This window comes from Streptacidiphilus albus JL83 (assembly GCF_000744705.1).
Taxonomy (GTDB): domain Bacteria; phylum Actinomycetota; class Actinomycetes; order Streptomycetales; family Streptomycetaceae; genus Streptacidiphilus; species Streptacidiphilus albus.
In genome coordinates, this window is record NZ_JQML01000001.1 from 8,715,233 (window position 1) to 8,730,057 (window position 14,825).

The following is a 14,825-nucleotide window of genomic DNA, read 5'->3' on the forward strand; positions in this document are numbered from 1 at the left end:
TGCACGGGGGAGTAGGGGTCAGGGGGTGACGAGTCGTTCCAGCAGGGCCATCGCCTCGATCACGGTCCGGCGCTCGGCCTCGTCCAGCCGGTCCTCCATGGCCCGGGTCAGCCACTCGCTGCCGGCCCGGCGTCCGTCGTCGAGCAGCTCGTGGCCCGCCCGGCTCGGCGAGACGAGCTGTCGGCGCCCGTCGTCGGGGTCGGCGCGGCGCTCGATCAGGCCGAGCTTGTCGAGCCCGGTCAGGATCGAGGCCATGGACTGCGGGCGGACCCGTTCGGCGGCCGCCAGGTCGCTGGTCGAGGCCGGTCCCCCCTTGTCCAGTCGGCTGAGTACGGCGGTCTGCGAGGGGGTCAGCTCGCGGGTCTCGTAGACCTCCCGGAGTCGGCGGCGGAGTCGGCTGACCACCACCCGCAGCTCGCGCGCGGCCTGGACGGCCGACTCCGAGACGCCATCGATGCTCTCTTCCATGACCGCACCATAAAACCTTCAGTCCAGACTGTCCAGTTCAAACTGTTCACTTCGGACTGCTCAGTTCTGACTGCATGGTTTGCGGGAGTGCCGAACGCGTTTGTCGGGAACGGGTTCGTCACGTACATGTCCCTGGCGAACGCGATTGCTAAGCTGCCGGGGTGCAGCCCTCCTCCGAACCACGCAGTCGCCGGGAGCGTCCGGCCAAGCCGGCCCTCAGCCGGGCCGGGATCGTCGGCGCGGCCGTGGGCGTCATGCGGGCCGAGGGGCTGCAGAAGGTCACCATGCGCCGGCTGGCGCAGGAGCTGGACACCGGTCCGGCCTCGCTGTACGTCTACCTCCGCAACACCGCCGAACTGCACGCCGCGATCCTGGACGAGCTGCTCGGAACCCTCCGCCCGCCGGCCGGCGGCGGCTGGCGGGAGCGGATCGAGGACCTGCTCGGCGGTTACACCGCGCTCCTCTTCGAGCACCCAGGGCTGGCCCGGTCCGCCCTGGTCTCCCGCCCCGGCGGGGAGCACTACCTGAACCTGATCGAGACGCTGCTGGCGCTCCTGGACGAGGGCGGCGTCCCGCCCGGCCAGGCCGCCTGGGGCGTGGACATCCTGCTGCAGTACGCCACCGCGACCGCCGCCGAGCAGTCCGGCCGGGACGAGTCGGTCCTCGCCCAGGACGACTGGGACGCCCTGACCCGCGCCCTGCACGGGGTGGACCGGCGGACCCACCCTCAGATTGCCGCGCTCTCCGGCCACTTGATCTCCGGCACGCCGGAGGAACGGCTGTCCTGGGGGTTCAACACCCTGCTCAACGGGGTGCTCGGCACACCGACGCCGCCCGGCGCGCGGTAGTCGGCGGTCGAACGGCGGGGCCCGGCCGAGGGACCTTCTCCACCCTGGGCCCGATGCCCGGCTCCACCCCTGGCTGCACCCTCCGCTCCGCGCCAACTCCCCGGCTCCACCGGCGGATCCACTCCACGGTGGAGCCGCTGCTCCCCGGCTGCTCCTAGCGTCGGAGGCGCCAAGTGTGCGTCTCGGACCGGAGGGCGACTGCCGTGGACCTGTTCACTTTCCTCATCAATGCCACCATGCTGGCCTGGCTGCTGGCGGAGGTGGTCATGCAGTGGCGCCAGTACCGGATGGGCGGGAAGGCGGTGAGCACCGAGTGGCGTTCGCTCGGAGTGGTCGCCGGCAGCATCGTGCTCGGCCAGGTGCTCGCCGTCGTCGCCGGATCCGCGGCGTCCGGGGCCGACTACGGCCAGGGGCGGCCGGCGCTGATCGTGGCGGTCCTGGTGATGTGGTCCGGCATCGCCCTGCGGCTGTGGGCGATCCACGTACTCGGACGGTTCTTCCGGGGTGTGGTCCATGTCCAGGCCGACCACCGGGTGGTGACCGCCGGCCCGTACCGGGCGCTGCGCCACCCGGCCTACGCCGGGGCGCTGGTGGCGGTGTTCGGGCTGGGCCTCGCCTTCGGCAACCCGGTCTCGCTGGTGGCGCTGCTCGGTTGCACGACCGTCGGCGTGGTCTACCGGATCCGGGTGGAGGAACGCGTCCTCACCACGGCCCTCGGCGAGGACTACGCCTCCTACGCGGCAGGCACCTCCCGGCTGGTGCCGGGACTCTGGTGACGCGGCAGCCGGCCCGGGCCGTCCGGCCGCCTTCCGTCGGGGACGGCGGCCGTCCGGCCCACCGGGCGCCGATGACCGGTCAGCCGCCCAGCGCGTGCACCATGTTGACGATCGCGGTCATCTGCGGGGCGCTCCTGACGGCGAAGTTCGAGCCGTCGTAGCCCCACCAGTCCCAGCAGCCCTCGGGGTTGACCGGCAGGACGCTGGAGATCGCCTGCGGGTGGAGGACGACCAGGTTGTCGGTGTCCGCATAGGTGTCCAGATTGCCCAGTTCGGGGAAGGCGTCGCCGAGCAGGTACTGCCCGGAGAGGCAGCCGTGCCGGGCGACGACCAGCTTGCACGGCGCCCCGGCGGCGCAGGAGGACGGGGTGTAGAGCATGCCGGTGGTGTCCATGCTGAGCGAGGGGGCGTAGCCGCCGGGGGCGTACCGGTTCTGGTCGTACCTGGGGAGCGGATCGTCATGGGGGCACACTCCGGTGGTGGGGGACGGGCCGCGCGGGTGGGCGAGGACCGGTCGGGCTCCGTGCGGGGTGGCGCCGTTCCTCGGTGGCCCGTGGGCCGCCATCCACTCAAAGACTGCCAACCAATCGATTGGTTGTCTCCGGTTGTCGCCAGGTACCGTCGGCCCTCTGCGCTACGGTGTCAACCGATCGATTGGTTGCAATCCCTGGCCGCCGCGGGTGGAGGAGGAGCACGTGGACGTTCCCACCTGGGAGCCGCGCCGGGTGGCCGCCGTGGCCGTGGCCCTGCCGGACGGGGTGACGCCGCCGGGCACACGCGGTCGGATCCTGCACGAGGCGCTCGCCCTCTACGCCGAGAGCGGTTTCCACGGCACGTCGATCCGGAGCATCGCCGGGCAGGTCGGCATCAACTCCGCGACGCTCTACGCGCATTACCCGTCGAAGGAGCACATCCTGGCGGAACTGGTGCTGATCGGGCATCAGGAGCTGTACTCCCGGCTGGGTTCGGCGATCGTCTCCGCGCCGCCGGACGGCGGGGCGGCCGGGCAGTTGGCCGCACTGGTCCGCGCCCATGTCCTGGCGCACACCGAGTACCCGCTGCTGGCCGTCGTCGCCAACGGTGAACTGCACGCCCTCTCACCGGAACACGCCGCACCGGCCCTGGAACTGCGGACCGCCTGCGCCGGGTTGTTGCTGGACGTGCTGGAACATGGAAGCGCCGAAGGAGAGTTCCGAGTTCCCGACCTGCTGCTCGCCGCCACCGCGATCAGCAGCATGGGCGTCCAGGTCGCCCAGTGGTTCGGCCCCGACCAGCGCTGCGACGCCGAGCAGGTCGCGGACGCCTACGTGCGCTTCGCGCTGCGGATCGCCGGCGTCGCGGACGGCTGAACCCGTTGCGGTACCGCCACCCCACACCCCGAGCAGGAAGGCACCACGATGCAGCAGCCGGTCGTCACCACCCGCAACGGACGGATCCGGGGCACCACCAGCGCGGACGGCTCCGTCGCGGTGTTCCGGGGCATCCCCTACGCGGCGGCCCCGGTCGGGGCGGACCGCTTCGGCCTGCCCCGGCCGGTCGAGCCGTGGACCGGTGAGCTGGACGCCTCGCAGTACGGGCCGACCGCGCCCAAGGCCCCCTATGCCGCGCCCTTCGACGTGCTCCTCCCCGAGACGGACGTCCCCGGAGCGGACTTCCTCAACCTGAATGTCTGGACCCCCGCCCGGAGCGCCGGCACCGACGAGCGGCTCCCGGTCATGGTCTTTCTGCACGGCGGTGCGTTCGCCAACGGCGCCGGCTCGCTGCCCGGTTACGAGGGCACCGCGTTCGCGCGCGACGGCGTCGTCCTGGTCACCCTCAACTACCGGCTGGGCGCCGACGGCTTCGGCCGCTTCGGCGAGGCGGAGGACGCCGAGGGGGCGGGCGAGGCCGAGGGCCACCCCGCCAATCTCGGGCTCCGGGACCAGGTCGCCGCACTGGAGTGGGTCCGCGACCACATCGCCGCCTTCGGCGGGGACCCGGGCCGGGTCACGCTGTTCGGGGAGTCCGCCGGAGCGATGAGCATCGGCGTGCTGCTGGCCGTCCCGAGCGCCGAGGGACTGTTCCACCGCGCGATCCTGCAGAGCGGCGCGGCCCAGCACACGCTGAGCCCGGGCACGGCCCGGCGGATCGGGCGCCGGCTCGCCGAACTGCTGGGGGTGCCGCCCACTCGCGCGGGCATCGCCGGGGTGTCGCCGGAGCGCCTGCTCGATGCGCAGCAGCAGCTCCGCACCGCCCTCGCGGCCGCCCCGGACCCGGCGCAGTGGGGGGAGGCGGCGCTCAACCTGATGCCCTTCGAGCCGGTCGTGGACGGGGAGTTCCTGCCTGCGCCCCCGCTCGCGCGGATCGCCGACGGCGCCGGCTCCGGGGTCGATCTGCTGGTCGGCAGCAACAGTGACGAGTTCCGGCTGTTCCTCGCCCCCACCGGGCTGCTCGACCTGGTCCCGGAGACCCGGCTGCGGAGCGCCGCCGCCGGCTACGGCCTCGACCCCGAGGAGGCGCTGGCCTGCTACCGGCTGGGCCGCCCCGGGGCCGGCAGCGGCGAGCTGTTCGCGGCGCTGGTCACCGACTGGTTCTACCGGATTCCGGCGATCCGGCTGGCCGAGGCGCACGCCCGGCACCGCCGCGCGGGGACCTACCTCTACGAGTTCGGCTGGCAGCCGCCCACCTTCGGCGGACGGCTCGGCGCCTGCCACGCGTCCGAACTGCCGTTCGTCTTCGACAACCTGCGGGAGGGCGGCTTCGTACCGCTGCTCGGCCCCGACATGCCGCAGCGGCTGGCCGACGCCGTGCACGGCGCCTGGGTGGCCTTCGCCACCGGCGGCGATCCCGGCTGGCCCGGCTACGACACCGGGGCCCGCACCACCATGCACTTCGACTCCGAGTCCGGACCCCGGAAGGACCCGCGCCCGGAGGAGCGGATGCTCTGGGACGGGCACCGCTGAAACGGCGCCGAAAGGGCGCTGGAGGCGCGGCGGCGGGTCACCGGGTCCGGTGCTGCGCCGCCGCCTCGTGCCGGTGGATCACCGCGAGGTCGAGCAGCGCCACCGCCAGGGCGACCACGCAGATGACCGCGTAGACCACGAAGAGCGTGCGCCCGGGGTTCGCGCCCGGGGCGGCGTGCGCCGCCAGCAGTGAGAAGACCACCGTGCCGATCACGAAGATGGCGGAGAAGCTGCCCGCCAGCAGTCGGCGCGCGGGGTAGTCGCCGTGACCGAGGCTCGGCTCCGAGCCGTCGTAGGTGTACGCACGTGTCCCGTGCAGCCTCGGCCGGTGCAGGGGGTGGCCGTCGTACCCGTGGTGCTGTGCGCCGTCCGTCGCTCCCGGGCCGGGGGCGGGGCTGCCGGGGCCGCCGGGGCCGGGGCCGAACTCTCCGATGGTGTGTCGCATGAGGACCTCCGGGGACCGGCGTCGGCGCCGACCGGCCGGGAGCGCCCGGTCCGGCGCGGGCGTGCCGGGCCCGTGCTCTCCTCCTACCCGCTCCGGCGCGCCGGACACACCGGGGCATATCGGGAGTCGGCGGGTCCGGTGCAGGTGGGCGCCCTGTTGCCCCGGGTTCCTCGGGTGGCGCATCCTGGAAGCCGTGCGGGTGGTCCTGCCGAGAGGCGAGGTGAGCCATGGCAACGTCGGACGTGGTCGGTACCGCCCTGCCCGGCGAGGTGCCCGAGGACCTGCCGGAGACGGTCATCCGCACCGTGGGTCTCAGCAAGACCTACCCCAAGGCCCCCGCACCCGCCGTCGACCGGCTGGACCTGGAGGTTCGCCGGGGCGAGCTCTTCGGCCTGCTCGGGCCGAACGGGGCGGGCAAGACCACCACCGTCGGGATGCTCACCACCCGGGTCGTCCCGACCGGCGGCAGCGCCCACATCGGCGGCGTCGACGTGATCGCCCGCCCGGCGCTGGTGAAGCAGATCATCGCGGTGGTCTCCCAGCAGAACACCCTGGACCGCTCGCTGACCGTCCGCGAGAACCTGTACTACCACGGGCTGCTGTTCGGCATCCCGAGGCGCCAGGCGCTGCGCACGGCCGACGAGCTGCTGGAGCGGTTCCACCTCTCCGCCTCGGCTCACAACTCGGTGCAGACCCTGTCCGGCGGGATGGCGCAGCGGCTGATGGTGGCGCGGGCGATCTTCCACCGGCCGGCGGTGCTGTTCCTGGACGAGCCGACCGCCGGGCTCGACCCGCAGAGCCGGCTGGCGCTCTGGGAGATCCTCGGCGGGCTGATCGCCGACGGCCAGACCATCCTGCTGACCACCCACAACATGGACGAGGCCGACCAGCTCTGCGACCGGGTGGCGATCATCGACCACGGCCGGATCCTGGCGCTGGACACCCCGGCGGCGCTGAAGCGCAGCGTGGAGGCCGACACCGTGGTCAGCGTCCAGGCCGAGGGCGACAGCGCGGCGCTGGCCGCGCGACTGGCCCGGGAGATCCCGGGGGTGGTGAACACCCGGGTGCAGGACGGCCGGGTGGAGCTGCATGTCCAGGGCAACGACCGGCTGCTGCCGAAGGTGCTGGTGGCGGCCGAGTCCGGCGGGTTCGACGTGGTCGACCTGTCGGTCTCCGAGACCACGCTGGAGACCGTGTTCATCCGCCTCACCGGGAAGGAGTTGCGTGAGTGATGGGTTCCTACGCCGTCTCCACCGGGTCCGGCCGACGGGCGTCCGTGCGTCCGCAGCGCACCGTGGCCGTGGCGAGCCGGGCCGCGCTCGGCGCGCTGATCCGGCGCGACCTGCTGGTGCTGAAGAAGAACTTCGGCGAGTTCGTCGGCCGGACGCTGATGCAGCCGCTGCTGCTGGTGTTCGTGTTCCTGTACGTCTTCCCGATCATCGGCCAGGGGATCGGCGGAGGCGGCGGAAAGGCGGGCGAGTCCGCCTTCGCCACCGTGCTGGTGCCCGGAGTGGTCGCCATCGCGATCATGTTCCAGGGGATCCAGTCCGTGGCGATCCAGCTGTCCCAGGAGTTCGGCTTCACCCGGGAGATCGAGGACCGGGTCCAGGCACCGTGCCCGATCTGGCTGGTCGCGGTCGCCCGGGTGCTGTCCGGCGCGACCCAGGCGCTGATCTCCGCCGTGATCGTCTTCCCGATCGCCGCGGTGGTGCACGCCCCGGGCGTCCACGCCGACCTCTCGGTGCACTGGTGGATCGTGCTCACCCTGATCCCGCTGGCCTGCATCGCCATGACCTCGCTCGGGCTGGTGCTGGGCACCACCTTCGAGCCCCGGAACATCGGGCTGATGTTCGGCTTCGTGGTACTGCCGCTGGTCTTCCTGGGCGGCACGTACTACCAGTGGACCCGGCTGTCGCTGGTCCATGTCGGCGGATTCCACTGGCTGCAGGTGCTGGTCCTGGTGAACCCGCTGATCTACATCGCCGAGGGCATGCGGGCCGGCCTCACCGAGACCTCCCACATGCACCTCTACATCGTCTACCCGGTGCTGTCCGGCTTCTGCGTGCTGTTCCTCAGCCTCGGACTCCGCAACTTCCGCCGCCGGGTGCTCTCCTGAGGCGCCGGGGCGGTGGCCGCCCCGGCGCCGTCGCTCACGGTGCCGTCAGCCCTGCTGGGCGCGGACCGGGCGGCGGGACTGGAGGGTGGCGAAGCGGCCGGTGACGAAGGCCGGGTCGGACAGGGTGGCGCTGGCCGCCGGGTTGGCGGCGCTGCCGTGGAAGTCGCTGAACGCGGCCGACTGGTTGACGAAGACGCCGCCGGTGAGGTTCTCCGACAGGTGCACCCCGGCGTCCAGGGCGGCCTCCTCGGCGGCCGCCAGCACCGCCTCGTCGGTGGAGTGGACCGCGGCGGTCAGCGCGCCGTGCTCGCGCACGGTGGTCCGGAGCAGCTCCAGGCCCTGGGCGGTCGAGTCGGTGGTGACCACGAACGAGATCGGTCCGAACCACTCGCGGGTGTAGACCTCGCTGTCCTTCCCGGCGTCGAGCCGGAGCAGCAGCGGGGTGCGGACCACGGCGTCCGGGTACTCGGGGTGCTCGACGGCGGTCGAGGCGTGGGCGACCTCGCCGAGCTTCGCCGCGTCCTCCAGCCGCTGCAGCACCGCGTCGTTGACGATCGCGCCGAGCGTGCCGGCGGCGCGGGCCGGGTCGCCCAGCAGCCGGTCGAGCGCCGCGCCCAGGTCCTCGGCGAACTCGGCCGGGGTCTTCACGCCCTGGTCGGTGACCATCCCGGAGCCGGGCACCAGCAGGTTCTGCGGGGTGGTGCACATCTGGCCGCTGTAGAGCGAGAGCGAGAAGGCGAGGTTGCCGAGCAGGCCGCGGTAGTCGTCGGTGGAGTCGAGGACGACGGTGTTCAGGCCCGCCTTCTCGGTGTAGACGACCGCCTGCCCGGCGGTGGCCTCCAGCCAGTCGCCGAACGCGGTCGACCCGGTGAAGTCGATGATCCGCACGTCCGGGTTGACCGCGAGTTCGGCTGCGCCCCGGTCGGCGGCGGTCTCCGCCGCCAGCACGACCACGTTCGGGTCGAAGCCGGCCTCGGCCAGCACCTCGCGGGCGATCCGCACGGTGACGGCCAGCGGCAGGACCGCGGCCGGGTGCGGCTTGACCACGACCGGGTTGCCGGTGACCAGGCTGGCGAACAGGCCCGGGTAGCTGTTCCAGGTCGGGAAGGTGTTGCAGGCCACCAGCAGCGAGACCCCGCGCCCCACCGGCGTGAAGCGCTTGTCCAGCTCCAGGTCGCCGCCCTTGCGCTGGGGCTTGGACCAGCGGGCCGTGTGCGGGTGCCGCTTCTGCTCGGCCCAGGCGTAGACGACCGCCTCCAGGCCCCGGTCCTGCGCGTGCGGGCCGCCGGCCTGGAAGGCCATGACGAAGGCCTGCCCGGTGGTGTGCTGGACCGCGTGGGCGATCTCGAAGCTGGCGGCGTTCAGCCGGACCAGGATCTCCGCGGCGACCCCGGCCCGCACGTCGGCGTCGGCCGCGCGCCAGCCCGGGGCGGCCGCCTTGGCCGCGGCGACGGCCGCCGCCGGGGTCAGCCGGGGGTAGGCCACCCCCAGCGCGGGGCCGTAGGGGGAGGTCTCGCCCGGCAGCACGGTGCCCTCGCCCGGGTGACCGGGTAGCTCGAACGGCTTCCCCAGCTGCTCGCGGAAGGCGCGCTCGCCCTCCTCCGGGGCATGCTCGCCGTAGACCGAGGTGCTCGGGGACTCCCGGAAGGGCGTCCAGAATCCGCGCTCGGAGGTCGCGGCAAGTGCCTGCTCCAGCAGCGGGCGGTGGCGCTCGTAGAACGACTCGGGTGCTGTTTGCGCGTTCAGAACCATGGTTGATCCCTTGACAGACGGCTCGCATGCTTGATTAGTTGGCGGCACTCCAAGCTAACCGAATGTTCGGTCGGCAGACAAGGCGGTACGGCCGATGAGTGGAGAGAAACTCACTGTGGGTACCCGTGCGAACACGGCGGAGGCGATGTTCGCCGCCGACGAGGCGTCGCGGAACCTCGGCATCGAGCTGCTGGAGGTGGCGGCCGGGAGCGCCCGGCTGCGGATGGCGGTGACCGCGACCATGGTCAACGGCCACGGCATCGCCCACGGCGGCTACCTCTTCCTGCTCGCGGACACCGCCTTCGCCTGCGCCTGCAACAGCTTCGGCCCGGTCACCGTCGCGGCCGGCGCCGACATCAGCTTCGTCGCCCCGGCACACCTGGGCGACCTGCTCACCGCCACCGCCGAGGAGCGCACCAGCTACGGCCGCAGCGGCATCTACGACGTGACCGTCCTGCGCGGCGACGAGGTCATCGCGGAGTTCCGCGGCCGGAGCCGCACCGTCGGGAACCTGCGCGCGCCGCGCACCATCGAGGAGAAGCCATGAGCGTCGAGCCCCACCCCCCGGCCGCCGTCGTCCCCGCCGTCGTCCCCGCCGCCGAACCGGCGCCGCGCCTGGGGGAGCCGCTGCCGGCCGAACTGCTGGACGCGGGCGAGCGGATGGACGGGCCCGAGCTGAGGGCCCACCAGCTGACCTGTCTGCGGGCGACCCTGCGCCACGCCTACGAGCAGGTGGAGCTGTACCGCCGGAAGTTCGACGCGGCCGGCGTCGGCCCGCAGGACTGCCGCAGCCTGGCCGACCTGGCCCGGTTCCCGTTCACCACCAAGGCCGACCTGCGCGACAGCTACCCGTTCGGGATGTTCGCGGTGCCGATGGACCAGGTGCGCCGGCTGCACGCCTCCAGCGGCACGACCGGGCGGCCGACCGTGGTCGGCTACACCGAGCAGGACCTGGACATGTGGGCCGACGTGGTGGCCCGGTCGATCCGGGCGGCGGGCGGCCGCCCCGGGCACAAGGTGCACATCTCCTACGGCTACGGGCTGTTCACCGGCGGGCTGGGCGCGCACTACGGCGCGGAGCGCGCGGGCTGCACGGTGATCCCGGCCTCCGGCGGGATGACCGCCCGCCAGGTGCAGATCATCCAGGACTTCCGCCCCGAGATCATCATGGTGACGCCCTCCTACATGCTCACCCTGCTGGACGAGTTCGAACGCCAGGGCATCGACCCGCGCTCCACCTCGCTGCGGGTCGGCATCTTCGGCGCCGAGCCGTGGACCGAGGCGATGCGGCGCGAGATCGAGGAGCGCTGCGACCTCCACGCGGTCGACATCTACGGGCTCTCGGAGGTGATCGGCCCCGGTGTCGCCAGCGAGTGCGTGGAGACCAAGGACGGGCTGCACATCTGGGAGGACCAGTTCTACCCCGAGATCGTCGACCCGCTCACCGACGCGGTCATGGCCCAGGGCGAACCCGGCGAGCTGGTCTTCACCTCGCTGACCAAGCAGGCCCTGCCGGTGATCCGCTACCGCACCCGCGACCTGAGCCGACTGCTGCCGGGCACCGCGCGCCCGGCCTTCCGCCGGATGGAGAAGATCACCGGCCGCTGCGACGACATGATCATCCTGCGCGGGGTCAACGTCTTCCCCAGCCAGATCGAGGAGATCGTGCTGCGCACCGCGGGGGTGGCCCCGCACTTCCAGATCCGGCTCACCCGGCGCGGCCGGATGGACCACCTGGCCCTCGACGTCGAGGCCCGCCCCGGCACCGGCCCCGACCGGCGCGCCGCCGCGGCCGCGGAGATCGTCAAGGGGGTCAAGGACGGCGTGGGCGTCACCGTCGAGGTGGCCGTCGTCGACCCGGAGACCATCGAGCGCTCGGTCGGCAAGATCCAGCGGGTCAGGGACCTGCGCGCCCAGGCCGGGTGACGCGCTGTCAGGAGGCCTCGGCCCCGGGGATCCGGTCGATCACACCGGCCAGGTCGAGGCCGGACGGCAGGGTGCCGAAGGCCAGGCCCCGGTCGCCGGCCAGCCGGGAGGCGCAGAAGGCGTCGGCGACGGCGGCCGGCGCGTGCCGGACCAGCAGTGAGCCCTGGAGCACCAGCGCCATCCGCTCGACCAGCCGGCGGGCGCGCAGCTCGGCGTCCTCGGTGCGGGCGAGCTCGGCGCGCAGCTGCCGCCAGGCCTCGTCCAGCCGGGCGTCGGCGCCGGCGGCCGGCTCGACCTCCTCGCGGTAGGCGTCGAGCGCCTCCGGTTCGCGGGTGAGCGCGCGCAGCACGTCCAGGGCGTTGACATTGCCCGAGCCCTCCCAGATGCCGTTCAGCGGGGCCTCGCGGTAGAGCCGGGCGAGCGGGAACGCCTCGTCGTAGCCGTTGCCGCCCAGGCACTCCAGCGCCTCCGCGACCAGCGGGGGCTGCCGCTTGCACACCCAGTACTTGCCGAGCGCGGTGGCCAGCCGGAGGAACGACCGCTCGCGGGCGTCGCCGCGCAGCGAGCGGTCCACCGCGCCGGCGGTGCGCAGTACCAGCGTGGTCGCGGCCTCGGACTCCAGGGCGAGGTCGGCCAGGACGTTGCGCATCAGCGGCTGGTCCACGAGCTTCGCGCCGAAGGCGGAGCGGTACCGGGCGTGGTGGGCGGCGTGGGTCAGCGCGGCCCGCATCCCGGCGGCCGAGCCGAGGGTGGAGTCGAGCCGGGTCATGGTCACCATGTCGATGATCGTCTTGACGCCGCGCCCCTCCGTGCCGACCAGCCAGGCCACGGTGTCGTCGAACTCCGGCTCGCTGCTGGCGTTGGAGCGGTTGCCGAGCTTGTCCTTGAGCCGCTGGATCCGGAAGGTGTTGCGGCTGCCGTCCGGCAGCACCCGGGGGAGCAGGAAGCAGGAGAGCCCGGCGTCGGTCCGGGCCAGCACCAGGAACAGGTCGTTCATCGGGGCGCTGGTGAACCACTTGTGCCCGCGCAGCCGCCAGCTGCCGTCGGGCTGCTCGGTGGCGGTGGTGGTGTTGCTGCGGACGTCGGAGCCGCCCTGCTTCTCGGTCATGCCCATCCCGGCCAGCAGCCCGCGCTTGCCCAGGGGGGCGCGCAGGCCCGGGTCGTAGACCCGGCTGGTCAGCAACGGCTGGTAGGCGTCCGCGAGTTCGGGGGTGGACCGGAGCACCGGCACGGCGGCGTAGGTCATCGAGACCGGGCAGATGTGCCCCTGCTCGGCGAAGCTCCACACCGACAGGCCCGCCGCACGGGCGACATGGGCGCCGGGCCGGTCCTCGGCCCAGGCGGCGCCGGCCAGGCCCTCGCGGATCGCCACGTCCATCAGCGCGTGGTAGGCGGGGTGGAACTCGACCTCGTCGACGCGGTTGCCGTAGCGGTCGTGGGTGTGCAGCTCCGGCTCGTACCGGTTGGCCTGCTCGCCCCAGTGCTGCACCTGCTCCGAGCCGGCCAGCCGGCCCAGTCGGTGCAGGTCGTCCAGGGCCCAGCCCGCGCCCTCCCGGCGCACCCCCTCCAGCAGCGCGGGGTCGGCCGCGACGTCGTGCCCGACCAGCGGCGGGGTCTGGTTGGTCACCTCGTGGGTGCGGGCGGTCGGGTTGCTGCGCGGCGGGGCGTCAGCGGTCCGGGTCATCGGGTCCTCCGGCGGTCACGGGTTGCGGGGTGGTGGACGGGGCGGCCGGGGCGGCGGCGCCCGCACAGCGCAGGGACATGGCGACCAGCCCGGCCACGAGGCGTTCGGCCGAGGCGCCGTCGGGCGGGTCGCTCAGCGGGTCGACCAGTACCTCGCCGATGGCGCCGGTCAGCGCGGCGGCGGTGATCTCCGGGTCCTGCTCGGGCAGCAGCCCGGCCTCGATGCCGGCCCGGACCGTGTCGGCGAAGACCGCCCGGTAGCGGCGGCGGAAGGCCAGCCGCTCCTGGCCCACGGCCGGGTCGGCGGGGGCCGCGAGCAGGGCGTGGGCCAGGCCCCGGCGCTCCAGTGCGCGGCGGGCGAAGACGCTCACGCCGTGGGCCAGCCGCTGGACCGGGTCGCCGCCGCTCTCCCGCAGCACCTGGCCCAGTACCTCGACCTCGCGCCCGGCGGCGCGGCGGAAGACCTCGACCGCCAGCGCCGCCTTGGAGGGGAAGTGCTGGTAGACCGCGCCGGCCGAGATGCCGGCCGCGGCGGCCACGGCGGTGACCGAGGCGCCGGCCCAGCCGGAGTCGGCGACCACCTCCAGCGCCCGGTCGACCAGGTGGTCCCGGGCGGCGTTCAGCCGCTCGTCGACAGCGGGCGTCCTCCGGTAGGCCATGGAAGAAGTGAACCACCGTTCAGAGCTTCAGGCCAGGGTCCGCTCGATGCGATTCCCGCGGCCGGAGGAAGACCGGGCCGGTGCTGGTGACGACACCGGCCCGGTCGGCTCTAGTGGAGCCTGCGGTGCATCTCCCGCGCGGCGAGTCCGCCGGCGTCGATGGCGACCGAGAGCTCCTGGGTGCCGGGCGGCTCGTTGGCGATGACCTGCTCCAGCACGGTGAGGGCGTCCAGGTCCTGCTGCACCACGTCCTGGTTCATCGTCAGCAGGAAGTCGCTCACGCCCTGGTCGTCGAGGGCGAAGTCGCGGGTGACGGCCCAGAAGTCCCAGGTGGTGTGCTCGGTCTCCGGGGTCAGCCCGTGAATGATCTTCACATGGGCGGCCCCGCTGTCGTCGCCGTCCGGCCCGGGCTCCACCCCGACCGGCGCGATCCGCGCATTGTTGACCCAGAAGGCGGGCGGCTGGAACAGGACGTCCTGCCAGCGGTCGATCGGGGTGGTGAGCCCCGTCGACTTGGCGTAGAACGCCGGGCACTCGACCCCGGACATGTGCCGGGAGAAGCGCACCTGTCCGAGCCCCTCGTCGACCACCGTGGTGAACGGCGTCCGGGCGATCTCCGGGGTCCCGATCAGCCCCGCGTGGAGGTAGCTCTCGTGGGACAGGTCCATCAGATTGTCCATCAGCAGGCTGTACCTGAACGGTGAGTGGACCATGTCCTCCACCGAGGCCCAGGCCGGGTCGTCCAGCCAGTGGGCGTCGGGGACCAGCGAGGGGTCGGCCTGCTCCTGGTCGCCGATCCAGATCCAGATCCACTTGTCCCGCTCGACCAGCCGGTAGCGCGGTACCCGGGCGGTCCGCGGGATCCGGTCCTGGCCCGGCACGAAGGTGCAGGCGCCGGTGCAGTCGAAGACCAGTCCGTGGTAGCCGCACTCGATCTGATCATCCGTCAGGGTGCCCAGTGACAGCGGGTAGCGGCGGTGGACGCAGCGGTCGGCCAGGGCCACCGGCGTGCCGTCCTGCTTGCGGTAGAAGACCACGGGTTCGCCGCAGATCGTCCTCGGCAGCAGTCCCCTGGTCACCTCCCGACCCCAGGCGGCGACATACCAGTAGTTCTGCGGGAACGCGTTCATGCAAACCTCTCCGTTCGAGCTGCGTCATTCTTTCCCGGATGGGTCCGGCCCGAGGGGGAATTCCGGGGAGCGTTCACGCA

15 protein-coding genes are annotated in these 14,825 nt (G+C 73.0%); 8 read left to right on the forward strand and 7 right to left on the reverse strand.

From position 1 onward, the window contains the following. Positions 1 to 18: 18 nt before the first annotated feature. Positions 19 to 468, reverse strand: a complete 450-nt coding sequence (locus BS75_RS37905) for a MarR family winged helix-turn-helix transcriptional regulator (protein ID WP_034091465.1) — start codon at positions 466 to 468, stop codon at positions 19 to 21. 161 nt (positions 469 to 629) lie between these two features. Between BS75_RS37905 and BS75_RS37910 the strand changes: the two genes are divergently transcribed. Together BS75_RS37910 and BS75_RS37915 are read left to right on the forward strand one after the other, a co-directional pair. Continuing rightward, on the forward strand, positions 630 to 1,316 hold the full coding sequence (locus tag BS75_RS37910; protein ID WP_034091466.1) for a TetR/AcrR family transcriptional regulator: 687 nt from the start codon (positions 630 to 632) through the stop codon (positions 1,314 to 1,316). Between the two features lie 203 nt (positions 1,317 to 1,519). Then, positions 1,520 to 2,092, forward strand: coding sequence for a methyltransferase family protein (locus tag BS75_RS37915; protein WP_034091467.1), 573 nt, complete (start codon positions 1,520 to 1,522; stop codon positions 2,090 to 2,092). Between the two features lie 79 nt (positions 2,093 to 2,171). On the opposite strand, the gene BS75_RS37920 is transcribed toward BS75_RS37915, so the two are convergent. Continuing rightward, on the reverse strand, positions 2,172 to 2,675 hold the full coding sequence (locus tag BS75_RS37920) for a hypothetical protein (RefSeq protein WP_152646066.1): 504 nt from the start codon (positions 2,673 to 2,675) through the stop codon (positions 2,172 to 2,174). Positions 2,676 to 2,787: 112 nt separating this feature from the next. Here BS75_RS37920 and BS75_RS37925 point away from each other — a divergent pair, with 112 nt between their 5' ends. Next, a complete protein-coding gene (locus BS75_RS37925; protein ID WP_034091468.1) occupies positions 2,788 to 3,441 on the forward strand; it encodes a TetR/AcrR family transcriptional regulator in 654 nt (217 codons plus the stop codon). Between the two features lie 48 nt (positions 3,442 to 3,489). Beyond that, a complete protein-coding gene (locus BS75_RS37930) occupies positions 3,490 to 5,034 on the forward strand; it encodes a carboxylesterase/lipase family protein (protein ID WP_034091469.1) in 1,545 nt (514 codons plus the stop codon). A gap of 37 nt (positions 5,035 to 5,071) precedes the next feature. Here BS75_RS37930 and BS75_RS45250 read toward each other — a convergent pair whose 3' ends face one another. Then, positions 5,072 to 5,479, reverse strand: coding sequence for a hypothetical protein (locus BS75_RS45250; RefSeq protein ID WP_052070209.1), 408 nt, complete (start codon positions 5,477 to 5,479; stop codon positions 5,072 to 5,074). Positions 5,480 to 5,706: 227 nt separating this feature from the next. On the opposite strand from BS75_RS45250, the gene BS75_RS37940 reads away from it, so the two are divergent. After that, the gene (locus tag BS75_RS37940) at positions 5,707 to 6,711 is read left to right on the forward strand and encodes an ABC transporter ATP-binding protein (RefSeq protein WP_081983022.1); all 1,005 of its coding nucleotides are present in this window, start codon (positions 5,707 to 5,709) and stop codon (positions 6,709 to 6,711) included. Further along, the gene (locus tag BS75_RS37945) at positions 6,711 to 7,595 is read left to right on the forward strand and encodes an ABC transporter permease (RefSeq protein ID WP_042439349.1); all 885 of its coding nucleotides are present in this window, start codon (positions 6,711 to 6,713) and stop codon (positions 7,593 to 7,595) included. Before BS75_RS37940 ends, BS75_RS37945 begins: the two co-directional genes overlap by 1 nt. 45 nt (positions 7,596 to 7,640) lie before the next feature. Here BS75_RS37945 and paaN read toward each other — a convergent pair whose 3' ends face one another. Continuing rightward, positions 7,641 to 9,347, reverse strand: a complete 1,707-nt coding sequence (paaN, locus tag BS75_RS37950; RefSeq protein ID WP_034091470.1) for a phenylacetic acid degradation protein PaaN — start codon at positions 9,345 to 9,347, stop codon at positions 7,641 to 7,643. A gap of 145 nt (positions 9,348 to 9,492) precedes the next feature. Between paaN and paaI the strand changes: the two genes are divergently transcribed. Both paaI and paaK read left to right on the forward strand, forming a co-directional pair. After that, on the forward strand, positions 9,493 to 9,894 hold the full coding sequence (gene paaI / locus BS75_RS37955; protein WP_231608228.1) for a hydroxyphenylacetyl-CoA thioesterase PaaI: 402 nt from the start codon (positions 9,493 to 9,495) through the stop codon (positions 9,892 to 9,894). Then, a complete protein-coding gene (gene paaK / locus BS75_RS37960) occupies positions 9,891 to 11,273 on the forward strand; it encodes a phenylacetate--CoA ligase PaaK (RefSeq protein WP_034091472.1) in 1,383 nt (460 codons plus the stop codon). The genes paaI and paaK overlap by 4 nt, the downstream gene beginning before the upstream one ends. 7 nt (positions 11,274 to 11,280) lie before the next feature. On the opposite strand, the gene BS75_RS37965 is transcribed toward paaK, so the two are convergent. The 3 genes from BS75_RS37965 to BS75_RS37975 form a co-directional block, all read right to left on the reverse strand. Then, entirely contained in the window at positions 11,281 to 12,957 is a 1,677-nt protein-coding gene (locus BS75_RS37965; protein WP_034091473.1) for an acyl-CoA dehydrogenase family protein, read from the reverse strand. Continuing rightward, on the reverse strand, positions 12,941 to 13,615 hold the full coding sequence (locus tag BS75_RS37970; RefSeq protein ID WP_042439345.1) for a TetR/AcrR family transcriptional regulator: 675 nt from the start codon (positions 13,613 to 13,615) through the stop codon (positions 12,941 to 12,943). The genes BS75_RS37965 and BS75_RS37970 overlap by 17 nt, the downstream gene beginning before the upstream one ends. Positions 13,616 to 13,725: 110 nt before the next feature. After that, a complete protein-coding gene (locus tag BS75_RS37975) occupies positions 13,726 to 14,745 on the reverse strand; it encodes an aromatic ring-hydroxylating dioxygenase subunit alpha (RefSeq protein ID WP_034091474.1) in 1,020 nt (339 codons plus the stop codon). Between the last annotated feature and the right edge of the window lie 80 nt (positions 14,746 to 14,825).

Coding starts and splice junctions, on each gene's coding strand:
- BS75_RS37975 (WP_034091474.1), bottom strand. CDS start 14,745: ATGAACGCGTTCCCGCAGAACTACTGGTATGTCGCCGCCTGGGGTCGG.
- paaK (WP_034091472.1), top strand. CDS start 9,891: ATGAGCGTCGAGCCCCACCCCCCGGCCGCCGTCGTCCCCGCCGTCGTC.
- BS75_RS37940 (WP_081983022.1), top strand. CDS start 5,707: ATGGCAACGTCGGACGTGGTCGGTACCGCCCTGCCCGGCGAGGTGCCC.
- BS75_RS37905 (WP_034091465.1), bottom strand. CDS start 468: ATGGAAGAGAGCATCGATGGCGTCTCGGAGTCGGCCGTCCAGGCCGCG.
- BS75_RS37970 (WP_042439345.1), bottom strand. CDS start 13,615: ATGGCCTACCGGAGGACGCCCGCTGTCGACGAGCGGCTGAACGCCGCC.
- BS75_RS37945 (WP_042439349.1), top strand. CDS start 6,711: ATGGGTTCCTACGCCGTCTCCACCGGGTCCGGCCGACGGGCGTCCGTG.
- BS75_RS45250 (WP_052070209.1), bottom strand. CDS start 5,479: ATGCGACACACCATCGGAGAGTTCGGCCCCGGCCCCGGCGGCCCCGGC.
- BS75_RS37965 (WP_034091473.1), bottom strand. CDS start 12,957: ATGACCCGGACCGCTGACGCCCCGCCGCGCAGCAACCCGACCGCCCGC.
- paaI (WP_231608228.1), top strand. CDS start 9,493: ATGTTCGCCGCCGACGAGGCGTCGCGGAACCTCGGCATCGAGCTGCTG.
- BS75_RS37930 (WP_034091469.1), top strand. CDS start 3,490: ATGCAGCAGCCGGTCGTCACCACCCGCAACGGACGGATCCGGGGCACC.
- paaN (WP_034091470.1), bottom strand. CDS start 9,347: ATGGTTCTGAACGCGCAAACAGCACCCGAGTCGTTCTACGAGCGCCAC.